Here is a 17,760-nt window from a genome sequence, read left to right as displayed (position 1 = left end):
AGTTAATAGCGGGTAATGGTAAATGTATTGGCTGCTCCGTCTAGCTCGATATCAAATTTCGTAGGTGCTTCATCATAGTTGGCTGTTCGAGCTTTTCCATTTTTCTTGCTTTCAAAACCTTCAAATGAATTTTTCGACAGGATGGATGAATATTTTACACTGATAGCAGCTTCTTTAGGTATCTGGAAATGTATTTTTGAAGCGCCAGTGGCAATATTAATTGTCGATATTTCCGATCGCGGCATACCTAATTTCAAATCCATATTACTGGCTCCAGTGTTTATGTCAAGATGTTTGAAATGTAAGGCAGATAGATCTCCGTTCACGGTTGCAGCGCCGTAGTTAAATTCCAGATTCCAAATAGTTGATGGATTGATCGCGATGGTTGCACTGCCCGATTTTTTTCCATTGGACACCGGTTTCGCATCCAAAACAACCTGCTGAATCCCTTCTTGCAGCGTAGACTCTATATGCATGCCCATATTGCCGTCAGTACTTTGTGCGTCAATGAGATGTTGACTGCTGTTTGTATTGATTTCAAATTTGCCTGCGCCGCCGTTGAATTCCAAGTGAGCTTCCGATATTGCACTATCCAAATCGGCTTGAACATGGTTCGATAGTGCTGCATCATCATCTAGGTCACCGATTTTAATTGTTCTATTGTTCAGTAATTCGGAAGTCCAATGGCTTGAAGGACTGCTTAGTCCAATATAGGTAATCCATCCCAAGAAAAGCACATTGGCCGCAATTTTTATGTAGTTTCCATACATCCGATTTTGTACAATTAAATTGATACCAACGATAACGATTAACAATGGCCAGTATTTTAGCGTCGCGATGAAGTTGAAGTCTATCACGTCGATATTGTGCAACAACAATATGACGCCGATAAAGACAAACCAAAGTCCGGAAGTGATTTTGTTTTCCATATGCTCTATTTCCCTGTAAATATATAGGTCAAAACTATAACTTACTAATTTTTTATAAAACCAGTTTTAGGTTATGTTGTTAATATCTTCGGTGAGAGAAACCATTGTGTCGGTGAAATTTCTTCCCGGTAAATGTGTATCTTGCCGTAATGTTAATTTAAAAAGGCGATTATTCTATGATATTTCACCATTTTGGCGAATACGTTCTGCTGTTGCGTAAGGTTTTTAAAAAGCCTGAAAAATGGAAGATATATGCGAAAGAGATTTTTCATGAGATGAATGAGATCGGCCTCGGATCTTTAGGTTTGATCGTTATCATCTCTACATTTATTGGTGCGGTCATGACCTTGCAAATCGCTTTCCAGCTGGTTTCCGATTTAATTCCGTCCACGGTAATTGGACAAATCAACCGAGATTCGAACATTTTGGAACTCGGTCCTACCATTTCGGCCTTGGTATTGATGGGCAAGGTAGGGTCAGCGATATCATCTCAAATAGGGTCTATGCGGGTCACCGAGCAAATAGATGCGCTAGAGATTATGGGGATCAACGCACCTGGTTATCTCATTTTGCCCAAGGTGTTGGCAGGTGTGATTATGGTGCCTGTTTTGGTGATCATCGCTATTTTCTGTGCCATCTCGGGAGGCCTCATTGGCGGCTCACTTTCCGGGGCAGTAGCTGCTTCCGACTACATACAAGGTATACAGGGCGGATTTAATGGATTCACGGTTACTGTAGCTTTGGTGAAAGCTTTTGTATTTGGCTTTATCATAACCTCTGTGCCTGCTCATATGGGCTTTCATGTTCGCGGTGGTGCCTTAGAGGTTGGCCAAGCCGGGACAAAGGCGGTGGTCATTGGCTGTATATCTATTCTTGCTTCGGATTACATTATCACCGCGTTGATGCTTTAACTTATGATTGAGATTCAGAATATAAATAAATCCTTCGGGGACAACCATGTGTTGAAAGGGATAGATGCGATTTTTGAACCGGGTAAGGTAAGTTTGATTATCGGAGGGTCTGGCTCGGGGAAAAGTACACTGTTGAAATGTATCGTTGGGCTTCATGAGCCAGAGGAAGGGCAGGTCTTTTTCGATAAGCAGGAGTTTACCGGGATGGATTTCGAACAGCGGGTGCCCATCCGACGAGAAATAGGTATGCTGTTCCAGAATTCGGCCTTGTTTGATTCCATGACCGTTGAGCAAAACATCGTTTTTGCACTCGATATGTTTACGGACATGAGCCGACAAGAGAAAATCGACCGGGCCAACTTCTGCTTAGAGCGCGTTAACCTGAAGGATAAAAACAAACTTTACCCCGCCGAGCTTTCCGGAGGAATGAAAAAAAGGGTAGGCATTGCCCGTGCAATTAGCATGAATCCCAAATACCTCTTCTGTGATGAGCCCAACTCGGGGTTGGATCCTGCGACATCGATATTGATCGATGAACTTATACAGGAGCTTACCGAAGAATATCAATGTACGACGATTGTAGTAACGCACGATATGAATTCCGTGATGGGAATCGGGGAATATATTTTGTTTCTATACAAGGGAGAGAAGTTTTGGGAGGGCTCCAATAAGGAAATGCTACGCTCAGACGTACAAGAGTTAAATGACTTCGTATTTGCAAGCCCGCTGATGAAAGCAGCACGGAATACCATAAAATAGTCAAAGATGTGCTTAATTTGATATTTGTGTTGAAGTTCATACTTTTGCATACATTTTCTATTCCACGCGCCATTGCGTCAGGATTTTTTTTAACTTTTGAAATTTAGCTTTTGACTTCAACAACAACTATTCAGCTGCTTACGCCAAAACACTGGGCCGACTACGAGCTTATTGATTGCGGAGATTTTGAGAAATTGGAACGATTTGGGGAATTGGTGCTGATTCGCCCCGAGCCGCAAGCTGTGTGGCCTAAAACGCTGTCAGAGGCTGAATGGACAAAAAAACACCACATCCGTTTCAGGGGACGCTCGGCAACATCGGGGGATTGGGTAAAGAAAGATCCCAAGCTTAGAGATCGTTGGCATATCAGCTACAAGAATAATGATGTTGCCATAAAGTTTCGATTGGGCTTGACATCCTTTAAGCACGTGGGGATCTTCCCAGAGCAGGCTGTAAATTGGGACTATATTTCGGAGTCGGTAAAATCTTTTAAGACCGCACAACCGAAAGTCCTGAATCTTTTCGCGTATACAGGTGGAGCTTCACTCATCGCAAAAGCCGCTGGAGCGGATACCACGCACGTGGATTCCATCAAACAGGTTGTTACCTGGGCCAATGAAAATCAGGACCTTTCAGCGATCGATAACATCCGTTGGGTAGTCGAAGATGCGTTGAAATTTGTGAAGCGTGAACTTAAAAGAGGCAATACATATAACGGTATCATATTGGATCCACCAGCATATGGGCACGGGCCAAAAGGCGAGAAATGGAAGCTTGAAGATCACATCATGGAGATGATGCGCGATGTAGTGCAGCTATTGGATCCGAAGGAGCATTTCTTGATCTTGAATTCCTACTCGCTCGGATTTTCTTCTGTCATTGTCGAAAATTTGATCCGTACATCTTTTCCAGCGGTGGAAAACCTTGAGATCGGTGAGCTGTATCTGCAAGCAACGGCCGGCTCCAAGCTCCCATTGGGGGTTTTTGGTAAGTTCCGTAAGCTAGCGATATAACCTGAGATATCTAATGCAGAGCTGGCTGTAGTCTTTTTTTCTTCGGTAACGCAGGTTACTTATAGCTTGTCAATGGGATCTACGAATGTAGTAAATCCCATTTTTTGTTAGTGTTGAAGTTTTAGCAGTTGCTCTTCACAGGTCGTCAATCCCGATAAAAAGGCTGGAAGGTCAAAGACATTCAGCTTGCCAAATAGTTTGCCAAGTGTACGGTAGTAACTGATTCCGTCCAGCAGCTGTACTTTAAACTTCTCGGCAAATTTCACTTTTCTATCGTCTTGCGCGATATCTTGGATGTAATTCCGCAGATAGTCTACATACAGCTGGAGTTCATTGATAAAGAAGTGAGGCCTGTCGCTAAGGGCTATAGGTGCTCTGCCGTATATATGATCTACCATCTGTTGGAGCGAATAGGTTTCTTGAAAGAAAGCTGTGTTGGGGCCCGGGCAGATTGCGACAGCCGTGCTTTCCTTTGGCTTGCTGATACCATACTTCAGGTATGCTGCCGCTGCAAGGCCATCGCAAAGGCAAGCTTTTTCGGTTATTTTATGATAGGCTGCTCGGAACGCTTCAACAGATAGTTGCTGCGTTTCTAGCTCTTTTATTTTGGCATGTTGATAGGCGCGCGCGGCGGTACAAATAGGTGTTTCCGAAAATTCGGTGTTCGAAATGAGATACTTTTTCGTGCAAGGGCTTCCGGGGCGTCCCTTTCGGATACGCTCAAGACGTTCCTGTTCTGCCGTACTTTTCTTAAAATTTCTGAACGGGACACCAAGAGGAGAGGCGTTGCTAAGGTAGAAATCTTCCCTTTCTGAATGGATGAGGTGGTTTAATGTTTCGTCATCTACCGTGGTAGCTTCTGGAACCAATAAGAATGGTGAACCCCAACCAACGCTGTCGAAGCCATAGTAGGTCAACAGGAAAGACTGTTCTTGGGCAGTTCCAATGCCCCCCTGTACAGTAAACCGGATAGTAAAGTCGGGCACCTGCAGGTAGCCTTTCTGCAATAAAGCGCTTTTGTAAATACCCGACAATTCCTGTAGCAGTTCCTGCCTTTTTTGTTTGAATTCTTCTAATATTGGACCCAACAAATAACCATCTGTAGCAAAAGCATGGCCGCCACAGTTCAAGCCCGATTCTATACGGAATTCAGAAACCCAGATCCCCTTTTTTACGAGGTATTTCGCCTGTATATAGGCCGATCGGAAATCGGACACCTTTAGCGTGATCTTCTTTTCCAATTCGCCAACATCATTCGGAAGAAAGGCGGACAGTTCCGCGATGTATTGATAAAGCCGGGGGTTCATACCCGCGGAAAGGACGACGGATGAGCGCAGCGTAGAGTAGGCAAACCCACGTAAGGCCGCCAGCGCATCTGAGTGCTTATCTTCTAGTGTCACTCCTTTCGTGTCAAAATTGATTTTGTCAACTTTAGACATGATGTTTACATCAATATCGCCTGCCTGGATTGCTGACTTCAGTTTGTGGGACAGTACATCTCGTTCTTTGCCCGGCTCCATCTTCGACATTTCTAGATAGATCTTTTTGTCTGGGCTGCTATGAGGAAGCAGGTCGAAATATTTGTTTAGATCGGAGCCGGGCAGAAATGCACTGTCCTCCATCGCACGCACGTCGGCTTCGACAAGCTGCTTCAGCAGGTTCAAGTATGCCGTTATTCTCTTCGCGCGGTAATCGCCGTCTTTCTTTTGTATGGGTTGGCCTTGGATATTGTTTTTTTCTAAATAGAACAAGCGCATCCGCTCGATCAATTCATCATCAACAATGGAAACAACTGAATTGATTCCGAATTTAGCCACTTTCAAGGGGGTATCGACGGAAAATGCCAGTCCTAATACTGGAATGTGGAAACCATGTTTCATATAGCTGTAATATACTTGCGAAGTACGGCAAATACATATAGCTATAAAATAATGGAGCCGCTACGAAAAAATGATATCGATCATTTTGTACATGCATGCCCTAGTTTTACGCTGACGTTTCCGATAAGGTTGTGGCGCTACTCAAAGACGACAGTCTTGTTGCCCTGCCGCATCACGCGATCTTCCATAAGTAGCTGTATCGCGTGGCTAAGCACTGCTTTTTCAATCTCCTTACCCGCAATAACTAGGTTAGGAACGTCGTAACTGTGATTGATGGATTTGGTGCGTTGCACGATAATCGGTCCTTCATCCAAATCGTTGGTAACAAAGTGGGCGGTAGCACCGATGATCTTTACGCCTCGTGTATGAGCTTGTCGATAAGGGTTTGCGCCAATAAAGGCAGGCAAAAAAGAGTGATGAATGTTGATGAGTTTATTTTCAAATCGAGCTACGAAATCAGGAGATAAGATGCGCATGAACTTTGCCAATACGATATAATCCGGCTGATAGCTTTCGACGATTTCGGCCAGCTCATGTTCGAACTGTTCTTTGCTTTTGTCTTGATGCGATACCAAGTGATAGGGAATAGTAAACTTTTCCGTAAAATCTTTCAAGTTGTCGTAATTACCTACGACCGCTTTTACATCGGCATTTAGCGTTTGAAAGAAATGGCGAACTAATATATCTGCAAGACAATGATGCTCTTTTGTGACCAGCACAACAATTTTCTTCTTGCGATCGGGATTGATAGTCACGATCGCCTGAGGAGGTAAAGTGGACAGCAGGTCGTCCTGCAGGGCCGAAATTTTCGCAGGTAAACCGCTACATGCCACACGCAGGAAAAACTTTTTGTTTTCTTCGTCAACAAATTCCCGCATGGTGACGATATTCAGTTGATGCTGGGCAATGATCTGGGCAATTCCCGCGACCAGTCCAACGGCATCTTGGCATTGGATAAGGATTAAGGTTTGGTTGTGCATGCTTAATTTGCCTAATAGCCGTAACGCTTACGCGGTTACGGCAGCTTTTGCGAGTTCTTCTTCTAAGTCTACTTCTATGCGGAGGTTATCCACGATATGTCGTTGCCGCTCAGGGGTATTCTTCCCCATGTAATATTCCATTAACTGTGGTAATTTGTTCTCTTTGGATAAAATTACCGGATCTAAACGGATGTCTTTCCCGATGAATAGTCCAAATTCGGACGGAGAAATTTCTCCTAGCCCTTTGAAACGCGTAATTTCAGGCTTGCCGCCAAGTTTCGCTATGGCACGTTGCCGCTCTTCGTCGGAGTAGCAGTAGATCGTTTCCTTTTTGTTTCGCACCCTGAACAGTGGCGTTTGTAAGATGGAGACATGTCCGGCTTTCACCAAATCAGGAAAAAATTGTAGAAAGAAGGTCAACAGCAGCAGACGGATGTGCATGCCGTCCACATCAGCATCGGTAGCGACGACAATATTGTTGTAGCGCAAGCCATCTAAGCCGTCCTCTATGTTTAAAGCGTGCTGTAGCAAGTTAAATTCTTCGTTTTCATACACAATCTTCTTGGACATGCCGTAAGAGTTTAGCGGTTTTCCTTTTAAACTGAAGACTGCCTGTGTTTGTACATCACGAGACTTCGTGATCGAACCGCTGGCAGAATCCCCTTCGGTGATGAACAAAGTTGTCTCTTGGTTGCGTTCGTTTTTATCGTTGTAATGCACCTTACAGTCGCGCAGCTTTCTATTGTGCAAAGAAGCTTTCTTTGCGCGTTCGTTGGCAAGTTTCTTGATGCCGGCAATGTCTTTGCGTTCGCGCTCCGATTGTAAGATACGCTTCAGCAAAGCATCAGCGGTATCCTGATTTTTATGCAAGTAATCATCGAGGGCTTTTTTGATGAAGTCGTTGATAAAGGTACGTACCGTTGGACCCTCTGGACCGATACTTTGTGAGCCCAATTTTGTTTTCGTTTGCGATTCAAAAACGGGTTCTTGTACTTTGATCGCAATCGCGCCGATAATTGATGACCGAATATCCGCGGCATCGAATTCTTTTTTGTAAAATTCGCGTACGGTCTTTACAATTGCTTCGCGAAAAGATGCTTGGTGCGTTCCTCCTTGTGTGGTGTGCTGGCCGTTAACGAAAGAATAATATTCCTCGCCATATTGTTGACCGTGTGTTAGCGCGATCTCAATATCTTCACCTTTCAGGTGGATAATAGGATAACGCATGGCCTCGGTATCGATATTTCGCTCTAAAAGATCTTTTAAACCATTTTCCGAGATGTATTTTTGTCCGTTGAAATTGATGGTCAAACCGGCATTTAGAAACACATAATTCCAAATCATATTTTCCACAAACTCCGTACGGAATTTATAATTGCGAAAGATGGATTCGTCTGGAAAAAAACTTGTTGCCGTTCCATTCCGTTGGGAGGTTTCTTTTTGCTCGTCGCTCACCAGTTCGCCACAGCCAAATTGGGCGATCCTCGTTACACCTTGCCGATATGATTGCACAACGAATTGGCTGGACAGGGCATTCACCGCTTTTGTACCAACGCCGTTGAGTCCAACAGACTTTTGAAAAGCCTTGCTATCATACTTTCCTCCGGTGTTTATTTTGGATACGACGTCTACCACAGAACCAATGGGTATACCACGCCCATAGTCCCGAACTGCGACCTTGTTCTCATGAACGGTGATGTCAATCGTCTTTCCGGCGCCCATAACAAACTCATCGATGGAATTGTCCACAATTTCTTTTAACAGAACATAGATGCCATCATCGTATGCAGACCCATCGCCTAATTTTCCGATGTACATACCAGGACGTAGGCGAATGTGTTCTTTCCAGTCTAATGACCGTATACTGTCTTCGTTATATGTCGTCATGTAATTCTATGAGGTGTAAACTTACTCGTTTCGAGAACAAAAATAGCAAAAAATCTGAAGGATGCCTATGATGAAAAGGGGCGACTGTGTCGGGATAAAATATCGGGGCAGCATACAAGGGGAGGTCGGACTTATTTACATTTTTAAGGACGCTGGAGTTTTAAATAGATTCGTGCGATATAAAATCTGCTAGCATAGCAGTTTGTCCAATTTGCTTCCCATATGAAGCTGGCTAATCCCGGGAACCTTGGGGGAGGCAAAATGCATGAAGAGTGGTTTTGAATCTCCCTTCATGCATGTGTTGTTTAACGTCCGAAATCGTCTTGTACACGTACAATATCGCTTTCGTCAGAAGGGTTTTCGCTATCAGTATGTTGCCATATCTCCGCCACCACACCATAACCCGCTAACCCTATAAGACGATGTCTTTCTCCTTGTGAAAGACGGATAAACTCGCCTTCACCCAATCGTTTCAGCTCATTTTCTTCGTCTGTAGCGCTTGTTACCACCCCTACTTCACCTTGCGTAACGCGCCAGATTTCGGCTCTCCGGTGATGGTATTGCCAAGAGAGGCGTTTGTTCGGAGCTACAATAAGGATCTTTGGACTTAACTTGCCGGATATTTTTAACCCTTGTACGTCCAATCCATCGAAGTATTGGTCGGCAAATTGCTGCGCCTGATCTTCGTTGATAACAAAAAAGCCACCCCAAGGTCTCGTTTGGTCAATGTTGTCGATCTGGAAACCTTCGTTCTTTAATTTCTCCTCAATTTGGCTAAATAATTCGCCTTTATCAATATTTTCTGCCATGTCTTATGTATTTGCGGTGAAGTTAGCTGTTTTCTCAAAATACACAAAATAAAAAGGAGCTTTGGGTCACAAGGATGAGCAAATCTTGCTCAGAGCCGTTTTCTTCCGGCTAAGTGTCGCCTACGATCAGAATAGTGCGTTCGTTGTCCCTGCTGAACGGATAGATATGCTTATCTTTGTCTTTCATCAATCATCAAGGGGACATTCATGGGACAACCAAAAGTTGACGATAAAAATATTGCCTTCATGCAGGCCGTTTCTTTTGTCAATCAAACCAATCAACATTTGTTTTTGACCGGAAAAGCAGGGACGGGGAAAACTACTTTTTTAAAATATATACGCGAAAACTCGTACAAGAAGATGGCGGTTACGGCCCCTACAGGTGTCGCAGCTATGAATGCCGGCGGGACTACGTTGCACGCTTTGTTTTGGCTCCCTTTCGGAATGTTCATCGAAGATTACCCCTTGAAATGGGACGAGCACGATAGCGGCATTTACAACAAAAGTCGGCTCTTTTCGACCATCAAGCTGACAAAGCAGCGCCGAGCCATCTTACAGGAACTGGAACTTCTTGTTATTGATGAGGTGTCAATGGTACGGGCAGATACTTTGGATGCAATCGATGTCATATTGAAATCTGTACGGAGAGACATGCGTCCTTTTGGCGGTGTGCAAATGCTTTTTATCGGCGATTTGTACCAGCTACCGCCAGTCGTGCGCGATCACGAATGGCAGGTGTTGCGCCAGCACTACAGCAGTCCGTTTTTCTTTGATGCCAAGGTATTGCGTGAACATCCGCCGGTTTTGTTGGAGCTCCGTAAGATTTACCGCCAAAACGATAGTAATTTTATTGAGCTCTTAAACAATATTCGTAACAATAAGTGTACACAGCCTGATTTGGATTACTTAAACTCGCACTACCGCGAAGGTTTTACGCCAAACGGTGGTGAGCAGTTCATTACCCTTACTTCGCACAATAAGTTGGCCGACAGTATCAACCAAGAACAACTGCTTCAATTAAGTGGTACGCTCCACAATTTGAAAGCCGTCGTGAAGGATGAATTTCAGCAATCTTCCTATCCGGCGGAAGAGACATTGCCACTTAAGATCGGTGCCCAGGTAATGTTCATCAAGAACGATAGTGGCGAGGATCGCAAATTTTTCAATGGAAAGATAGGAGAGGTCAAGGAGCTCAATCTTGACAAACATCAGGTGGTTGTAGGGTTTAAGGATGGCTCAGAGGATGTGACCGTGCGCCGTGAAACATGGGAAAATATCCGTTACAACTACAATAAGGGCGAGGACAAGATAGAAGAAGAGGTAATGGGTACGTTTTCGCAGTACCCCTTGCGCTTGGCATGGGCCATTACGATTCATAAAAGCCAAGGATTAACTTTCGATAGAGCAGTCATTGATGCAGGAACTTCATTTGCTGCCGGACAAGTATATGTTGCCTTAAGCCGACTTACCGGTTTGGATGGTTTGGTGTTGAAGTCTAGGATTCCGCACCACTCTATTCGCACGGATTCTCAGGTAGTGGATTTCATGCAGCGGATGACCTCGGGGGAAGAGGTTGGCAAAATCTTGGAGCTATGTCAACGGCATTATATGGGGCAAATTTTGTTGCAGAGCTTTCGTTGGACATCCTTGGTGGAGGGTGCGCAGGAGCTTAAAGCATCGTTGATGAAGCGTAATATCGATAGTAAAGATGCTGCCTTAGACTATTTCGGGGGGCTGATTGGCGCACTGCAAGAGCAGGAGAAGGTTGCCAATAAATTCGTTACGCAACTTTATGCCATGCTTCGCGATAAAGAGCAGTTGGACTACGGTAAAATCTGTGCGCGAACTAAATCTGCCGTGGCTTGGTTTCTGCCAAAATTTGATGCCGATGTGCTCCTGTCGACGCAGCAGCATATTGAGGAGTGGAAGGTAAAGAAACGAACCAAGAAATACACCGAGGAGCTACGTTCGTTATTGCTTGATTTCAGGAGGAAGAAAGAACAGCTCGCCCATTGTTTGACCATAGCGGATATCTTGACCGAAGAAGGTGATTTGTCAGCCATTGTTCATGCACTGCACGAGCGGGAGACAACCAAAGACAGCCTCGTCAAATCCGTGGCGGATGACGATGCCGTGAAGGATACCAAAGCCATTTCGCTTGATCTATTTATGGATGGGTTTAGTATAGAGGATATTGCTAAGAAGCGCGATATGGTTGTAGGGACGATATACGGTCACTTAATCAATTATGTAGGGCAGGAGGTCGAGGCAACAGACCTAATTACAGAAGATAAACTCAACAGGATACTGGCTGTAATCCGGGAAAATCCGGAAAAATCGTCGTCGGAACTAAAGGGCATGTTAGGCGCCGATTTTGATTATCCAGATATCAAGATCGGGCAGAAGGTTTTGGAACTCGGGATCGGATAGCGCGCACACGCAGGGAGGAATAAATCATAGAAAGCACGAGTGTACAGGATAGTTTCTGCATATTAAATCCTATCTTTGAGTCCTTTTAGTTTGCTGATGGAAAAACACAAGGGAAGTAACGCCAAAAATAAGTGGTTGGTTTTTACGTCTATGCCCATACAGATGGGTTTGACTATTTATCTGTGCTACCGTCTAGGCGATTGGTTAGATGGCCGCTATGGCGTGGAAGGGGGATGGTGGATGAAAGGCTTGACCATGTTAGGCGTCATAGCATCGATGTATCAGTTTATAAGACAGGTCAATTATTTAAATAAGAATGAATAAGTACGCGAGATTTGGGGGATTGCTGTTTTTAGTAACCGTATTGGGTTTTGGGATCCATACGCTGCTGTTGCAAAATTTAGGCTTGAATGCCTATTGGAAACAAACTCACTACACGTTGATGGGCATGTATGCGTTTGGATGCATCGCTTCATTAACGGTCGCGACCTTCTTGCTACTAGCAGATTTCGCGATGAAAAATTACGTAAGTATCGTTTTTCTGGGTTGCATTCTTATTAAAGCGGTCGCGAGTTATTTGTTTATTCAATCTGGTCTAAATTTATTCGAAAACGACTTTTTAGAGTTGAACTTTTTAGGGGTGTTTTTTATCTTTTTAATGTATGATATATTGGTAGCGTATCGTCTTGTAAATCAAGAAGTAAAGGTTGTTGAAAAGTAAATCGCTAAAAAGTTCTAACATTTGTTAACAAATGCCAAATAAAGTTGTATTTTTGCGCAAAAATTTTTATCATTCAATAGTAAATCGAAAATGGTGAGTCTTAAAAGAGCACTTTTGTTTTTTGCAGTAATCTTCTTTGCTGTTGCCCCTTTTGCCACAGTTCACGCGGTAGAAGAAGGACATCACGGTCATGGCGAGCAGCCGAAGTCCCAAGCGGAAGAAATTCAGGAATACAGTCAGCATCACTTGCAGGACGATTATTATTTTTCACTGTTTACCGATAAAAAAGCCGGAAAACATTACGGTTTTCCGTTGCCTGTTATCCTGATTGATGGAGGCCTTAAGATGTTCTCTTCGGGAGCGTTTCATCATGGTGAAAAAGTGGTAGAAAAGGACGGGCAGTTTTACACGTTATATCATGGCAAGATCTACAAGACTGATGCAGCGGGTACATTGGCATTTGATGAGCATGGACACGCAACGAACGCAAAACCATTGGATTTTTCCATTACCAAAAATGTGGTGGGTTTGTTTTTGGCAGCCGCGCTTTTGTTTTGGGGTTTCATCAGCTTAGCTGGCACATACAAGAAAGGATCAAATGCGCTGCCTAAGGGCATCGGGCGAGCATTGGAACCATTGGTGCTTTATGTGCGGGACGAAATGGCGATGCCTAATATCGGTCATCGATACAAGGAGTTTATGCCTTATTTATTATCGGTGTTTTTCCTGATTTTTGTATTAAATCTTCTGGGTTTAACACCCCTTGGGTTTAACGTAACTGGTAATATTTCCATCACGTTATGCCTCGCACTGTTTACATTCTTAATTACCACTTTCAAAGCAAATAAGGACTACTGGAAACATATTTTTTGGATGCCGGGCGTGCCTGTTCCATTTAAATTCGTATTAGCACCTATTGAAGTTTTAGGCATGTTCACCAAGCCTTTTTCCTTAATGTTGCGTCTTTTCGCAAATATTACCGCTGGACACGCCGTCGTTATGGGACTAATTGCCATCGTATACTTATTTCAACAGCAGTTGACAATTCCGGGAAGTATTGGTGTATCCTTGGTATTGACGTTGATCTTGACGTTTTTGGAACTGTTGGTAGCCTTTTTACAAGCATTTATCTTTACGATGTTGTCTTCGTTATTTATCGGGATGGCAGTGGAAGAACATGCGCATCACTAAGCATTTTTTGTTAAATTTTATATTATAAATTCATTACTATGTACAACTTAATTGGAGCAGGTTTAATCGTAATCGGTGCAGGTTTAGGTTTAGGTAAAATCGGTGGTTCCGCTATGGAAGCTATCGCTCGCCAACCAGAAGCAGCATCTAAAATTCAAACTGCTATGATCATCATTGGTGCCCTAGTAGAAGGTTTAGCATTCGGTGCTTTAATCTTGGGTAAATAATCCAGTGTATCGTACAAGGCACCCTTTGCAACGGTTGGTTGCAAAAGGTGCTTTTTTCAAAGCACAAAAAATAACACTTTATATCTTAGACTATATACAATGGAAGCATTAATTAATCAGTTCTCATATGGTTTGTTCTTTTGGCAGATTATCATTTTATTGATTGTAATATTTATCTTAGGTAAATTTGCTTGGAAGCCAATCATCAATGCGTTGGAGGATCGCGAAAAGGGTATTTCTGATGCGTTGGCTTCAGCGGAGAAAGCTAAATTGGAGATGACCCGCTTGACGAATGAAAATGAGCAATTGCTGAAGGAAGCACGTGTAGAGCGGGACGAGATTCTGAAAGAGGCGAAAGAACTTAAAGATAAGATTGTTTCCGAAGCTAAGCACGAGGCGCAAGAGTCCAGCAAGCGGATTTTAGAACAGGCAAAAATTGAAATTGAAGAGCAGAAAAATTTGGCATTAGCCGCCGTTAAAAATCAGGTTTCTTCTCTTTCCTTGGATATCGCCCGTAAAGTGTTAACAAAAGAATTTGCAGACCAAGATAAGCAGGAAGCATTTGTTGCCGATTTGGTGAAGGATGTTAAATTAAACTAGCAGAGAAGAGCGCTTCGCTTTTTTAGTATTTAATTTTTAATTATTAATTTAATAGCATGTCAATTTTTACAGTCGCCTCGAGGTACGCAAAATCCCTTCTTGAATTGGTGCAGGAGCAAGGAGACTTGGATGCAGTGAAATCGGATGTCGAGCAGGTTATAGCGGTCCTTAAGTCTAATACGGAAATCCAAGCAGTTCTTAAAAACCCAATTATCAGCAGTGATAAAAAGCGCAGCATTTTGTTGGCGATTTTTGATAATAAGGTTAACCCATTGGTGGTTTCCTTTTTTACCATTTTGGTTAGCAAAGGGCGTGCGGATATCCTTTTGGACATTTTGCAGGAATTTATTCGAGAATACAACGAAGTAAAGGGCATTGTCAACGCAACTGTTTTTTCAGCGGCCGCGATGTCGGAAGCGAATTTGGGTGAGCTGCAGGCCAAGATTTCAAAAGAGGTGGGCGCTAAAGTTTTATTAAAGAACAAAGTAGACTCGTCTTTAATCGGTGGCTTTGTGCTGCGCGTGGGTGATAAGCAGGTAGATGCTAGTATTGCTGGTAAGTTGCAAAAATTGGATAAATATTTCGTAAGTCAAGGCGTATAGTCATCTTGAACTTGTTGGATAATAAAATAAAATCAAAAACCCCTTATAATAATTACAATGATAGAGGTAAGACCAGATGAAGTTTCGGCAATTCTTAGAGAGCAGTTGTCAGGCTTTAAATCAGAAGCCGAACTCGAGGAAGTGGGTACCGTACTTACTGTGGGTGACGGTATTGCTCGTATTTACGGCTTAACTAAAGTTCAGTCCGGTGAGTTGGTTGAATTTGATAACGGATTAGAAGGTATTGTGCTAAACCTCGAGGAAGACAACGCAGGTGTTGTGCTTTTAGGACCTTCGGACGAAATTAAAGAAGGTGACACGGTTAAACGTACCAAACGTATCGCATCGATCAAGGTTGGTGAGGGTATGTTAGGGCGTGTAGTGAACACCCTAGGTCAACCTATTGATGGTAAAGGACCGATCACTGGCGAAACGTATGAAATGCCTATTGAGCGTAAAGCACCGGGCGTTATCTATCGTCAACCAGTTACGGAGCCATTACAAACAGGTATCAAGGCGATTGATGCGATGATTCCGGTTGGGCGCGGTCAACGGGAACTGGTTATTGGGGATCGTCAAACAGGTAAAACGGCAGTTTGCATTGACACGATCTTAAACCAAAAGGAATTTTATGATGCAGGGCAGCCTGTGTTCTGTATATATGTTGCAGTAGGTCAGAAAAACTCTACGGTTGCCAATATCGTTCGAGTATTGGAAGAAAAAGGTGCCATGGCCTATACCATTGTGGTAGCGGCTTCTGCTTCTGATCCTGCGCCTCTGCAGTTCTATGCCCCAATGTCAGGTGCTGCGATCGGAGAATTTTTCCGTGATACAGGTCGTCCGGCATTGATCGTGTATGATGATTTGTCGAAACAAGCCGTGGCGTACCGCGAGGTGTCGTTGTTGTTGCGTCGCCCACCGGGACGTGAAGCATATCCAGGTGACGTATTCTATTTGCACTCCCGTTTATTGGAGCGTGCTGCAAAAATCAATGCGTCAGATGAGATCGCTCGTAATATGAACGACCTTCCTGATTCCATTAAGCATTTGGTAAAAGGTGGCGGTTCTTTAACTGCACTTCCTATCATTGAAACACAAGCTGGTGACGTTTCTGCGTATATCCCAACTAACGTAATCTCCATTACTGATGGTCAGATTTTCTTGGAGTCTAACTTGTTCAACGCTGGTATCCGTCCTGCGATCAACGTAGGTATCTCCGTATCACGTGTGGGTGGTAATGCACAGATCAAGTCGATGAAGAAAGTTGCTGGTACATTGAAATTGGATCAGGCGCAGTTCCGTGAGCTGGAAGCTTTTGCAAAGTTCGGTTCCGATTTGGATGCGGCAACTAAAGCGGTATTGGATAAAGGTATCCGCAACGTTGAAATTTTGAAGCAAGGACAGTATTCGCCCGTATCGGTAGAGAAGCAAGTAGCTATTATCTACGCAGGTACGAAAGGCTTGTTCCGTTCGGTTCCAGTTAAGAGTGTTCGTCAATTTGAGGAGGAATATTTGATGCAGCTAGAGCAGCGTCATCCAGAAGTCTTGGCGAGCTTAAAAGCCGGTAAATTTACGGATGAGTTGACGGATGTCTTAGAAAAAGTCGCTAAAGAATTAGCAGCAAAATATTAATCGGATAGGTGTATAGCGTATTGCGTATCGGTATACTCCATACACACTACTTTATACTCAATCTACTCTAGTATATGGCAAATTTAAAAGAAGTAAGAAACCGGATTAGCTCGGTAACCTCCACGCAGCAGATCACCAAAGCCATGAAAATGGTTGCGGCGGCGAAACTGAAGCGTGCAACAAATGCTATTGTACAGTTACGCCCTTACGCCAATAAGCTAAGAGATATTTTAGCACAAGTTTCTGCTTCTGTTGAAGGTAACGACTCTCCGTATACGCAGGATCGTATACCGACTAAAGTGCTGGTTATTGTATTGACATCCAACAGAGGATTGGCAGGCGCGTTCAACGCGAATGCGATAAAAATGGCTAACAATCTGATTTTTAGTAAATATGCAGAGCAGCATGCACGCGGAAATTTGCGTATTATCGCTATCGGCAAACGTGGTCATGATTTCTTCCAGAAGCGTGGCTTTCAAGTGATCGGTAACTACAATGATCTTTACAACGACTTGAATTTTCTTAATGTCTCGCAGGTGACATCCTATGTTATGGACGAGTTTAAAGCCGGAAACATCGATCGTGTGGAGATTGTGTATAACGAATTTCGGAATGCTGCTGTGCAGATCATGAGTGCTGAGCAGTTGCTGCCTTTACTTCCACCGGAAAGCTCTCAAGCCGAGAATGCAGCGAATGAGGTCGATTATATTATCGAGCCATCAAAGGAAAAGATTATAGAGGAGTTGATTCCAAAGGCTATCAAAACACAGCTTTTTAAAGCTGTGCTAGATTCCAATGCTTCTGAACACGGGGCCCGGATGACTGCAATGGATAAAGCAACGGAAAATGCGGGGGACTTATTGAAGTCGTTGAAGCTTTCCTATAACCAAGCCCGTCAAGCTGCGATCACAACTGAATTAACGGAGATTGTATCCGGTGCAGCAGCGTTGTCTAACGGCTAAATTTTAATTATTTTTATAAGGTCGAAGGGCTGTCCATTTTGATGTGGGCAGCCTTTCCTTGTTTTTTGTTGTCTTCAATAGATGGAAGGATCGTCACAAACCAAACTAGCCGCCACGTGCGTCTTCATCATTTCATAAATAAATGCCTGTTTATTGGCAGCCATTCATTTACTTTTCTTCCTGCTGTTTTTTCTTTAGAAGATTTTTTTTATATTTAACCATCAATT

General features: G+C 43.5%; 17 protein-coding genes. 12 read left to right on the top strand and 5 right to left on the bottom strand.

Features of this window, described 5'->3' with window-relative positions; translation table 11 throughout:
• Positions 1-2: 2 nt before the first annotated feature.
• Positions 3-929: a toast rack family protein gene (locus IE165_RS02805; RefSeq protein WP_189625090.1), complete on the bottom strand. Its 927-nt coding sequence runs from the start codon at positions 927-929 to the stop codon at positions 3-5.
• A gap of 176 nt (positions 930-1,105) precedes the next feature.
• Between IE165_RS02805 and IE165_RS02800 the strand changes: the two genes are divergently transcribed.
• From IE165_RS02800 to IE165_RS02790, 3 genes are all read left to right on the top strand, one after another.
• Positions 1,106-1,840, top strand: a complete 735-nt coding sequence (locus tag IE165_RS02800) for an MlaE family ABC transporter permease (RefSeq protein ID WP_189625089.1) — start codon at positions 1,106-1,108, stop codon at positions 1,838-1,840.
• A 3-nt stretch (positions 1,841-1,843) separates the two neighbouring features.
• On the top strand, positions 1,844-2,599 hold the full coding sequence (locus IE165_RS02795; RefSeq protein ID WP_189625088.1) for an ABC transporter ATP-binding protein: 756 nt from the start codon (positions 1,844-1,846) through the stop codon (positions 2,597-2,599).
• A gap of 110 nt (positions 2,600-2,709) precedes the next feature.
• Positions 2,710-3,612: a class I SAM-dependent methyltransferase gene (locus IE165_RS02790; protein WP_189625087.1), complete on the top strand. Its 903-nt coding sequence runs from the start codon at positions 2,710-2,712 to the stop codon at positions 3,610-3,612.
• A gap of 107 nt (positions 3,613-3,719) precedes the next feature.
• Here the strand turns inward: IE165_RS02790 and IE165_RS02785 are convergent, their stop codons facing one another.
• The 4 genes from IE165_RS02785 to IE165_RS02770 form a co-directional block, all read right to left on the bottom strand.
• Positions 3,720-5,492 (bottom strand): hypothetical protein, encoded by a 1,773-nt coding sequence (locus IE165_RS02785; RefSeq protein WP_189625086.1) that lies wholly within the window; start codon positions 5,490-5,492, stop codon positions 3,720-3,722.
• A gap of 137 nt (positions 5,493-5,629) precedes the next feature.
• Complete coding sequence (purU, locus tag IE165_RS02780; protein ID WP_189625085.1) at positions 5,630-6,472, bottom strand: formyltetrahydrofolate deformylase; 843 nt, start codon at positions 6,470-6,472, stop codon at positions 5,630-5,632.
• Positions 6,473-6,499: 27 nt separating this feature from the next.
• On the bottom strand, positions 6,500-8,359 hold the full coding sequence (locus IE165_RS02775) for a DNA topoisomerase IV subunit B (RefSeq protein WP_189625084.1): 1,860 nt from the start codon (positions 8,357-8,359) through the stop codon (positions 6,500-6,502).
• A 305-nt stretch (positions 8,360-8,664) separates the two neighbouring features.
• Positions 8,665-9,168, bottom strand: coding sequence for a cupin domain-containing protein (locus IE165_RS02770; RefSeq protein ID WP_189625083.1), 504 nt, complete (start codon positions 9,166-9,168; stop codon positions 8,665-8,667).
• Between the two features lie 207 nt (positions 9,169-9,375).
• Here IE165_RS02770 and IE165_RS18600 point away from each other — a divergent pair, with 207 nt between their 5' ends.
• The 9 genes from IE165_RS18600 to atpG all read left to right on the top strand — a co-directional run bounded on the left by IE165_RS18600 (position 9,376) and on the right by atpG (position 17,533).
• On the top strand, positions 9,376-11,598 hold the full coding sequence (locus IE165_RS18600) for a helix-turn-helix domain-containing protein (protein WP_189625082.1): 2,223 nt from the start codon (positions 9,376-9,378) through the stop codon (positions 11,596-11,598).
• 96 nt (positions 11,599-11,694) lie between these two features.
• Entirely contained in the window at positions 11,695-11,922 is a 228-nt protein-coding gene (locus IE165_RS02760) for an AtpZ/AtpI family protein (protein WP_189625081.1), read from the top strand.
• Positions 11,915-12,319 (top strand): hypothetical protein, encoded by a 405-nt coding sequence (locus tag IE165_RS02755; RefSeq protein WP_189625080.1) that lies wholly within the window; start codon positions 11,915-11,917, stop codon positions 12,317-12,319. Before IE165_RS02760 ends, IE165_RS02755 begins: the two co-directional genes overlap by 8 nt.
• 114 nt (positions 12,320-12,433) lie before the next feature.
• Positions 12,434-13,510: a F0F1 ATP synthase subunit A gene (gene atpB, locus IE165_RS02750; protein WP_229826305.1), complete on the top strand. Its 1,077-nt coding sequence runs from the start codon at positions 12,434-12,436 to the stop codon at positions 13,508-13,510.
• 38 nt (positions 13,511-13,548) lie between these two features.
• Entirely contained in the window at positions 13,549-13,737 is a 189-nt protein-coding gene (atpE, locus tag IE165_RS02745) for an ATP synthase F0 subunit C (RefSeq protein ID WP_028070619.1), read from the top strand.
• Positions 13,738-13,836: 99 nt separating this feature from the next.
• A complete protein-coding gene (locus tag IE165_RS02740) occupies positions 13,837-14,337 on the top strand; it encodes a F0F1 ATP synthase subunit B (RefSeq protein WP_189625078.1) in 501 nt (166 codons plus the stop codon).
• Positions 14,338-14,393: 56 nt separating this feature from the next.
• Positions 14,394-14,939, top strand: a complete 546-nt coding sequence (gene atpH, locus IE165_RS02735) for an ATP synthase F1 subunit delta (protein ID WP_189625077.1) — start codon at positions 14,394-14,396, stop codon at positions 14,937-14,939.
• Positions 14,940-14,996: 57 nt separating this feature from the next.
• On the top strand, positions 14,997-16,571 hold the full coding sequence (atpA, locus tag IE165_RS02730; RefSeq protein WP_189625076.1) for a F0F1 ATP synthase subunit alpha: 1,575 nt from the start codon (positions 14,997-14,999) through the stop codon (positions 16,569-16,571).
• Positions 16,572-16,645: 74 nt separating this feature from the next.
• Positions 16,646-17,533 carry an ATP synthase F1 subunit gamma gene (atpG, locus tag IE165_RS02725; protein WP_189625075.1) on the top strand — a complete coding sequence of 296 codons (888 nt, stop codon included), beginning with the start codon at positions 16,646-16,648 and terminating at the stop codon, positions 17,531-17,533.
• Positions 17,534-17,760: the final 227 nt, after the last annotated feature.

It is taken from the genome of Sphingobacterium griseoflavum, from assembly GCF_014653155.1.
Lineage (GTDB): Bacteria > Bacteroidota > Bacteroidia > Sphingobacteriales > Sphingobacteriaceae > Sphingobacterium > Sphingobacterium griseoflavum.
This window is presented reverse-complemented; position numbering and strand designations above follow the sequence as displayed.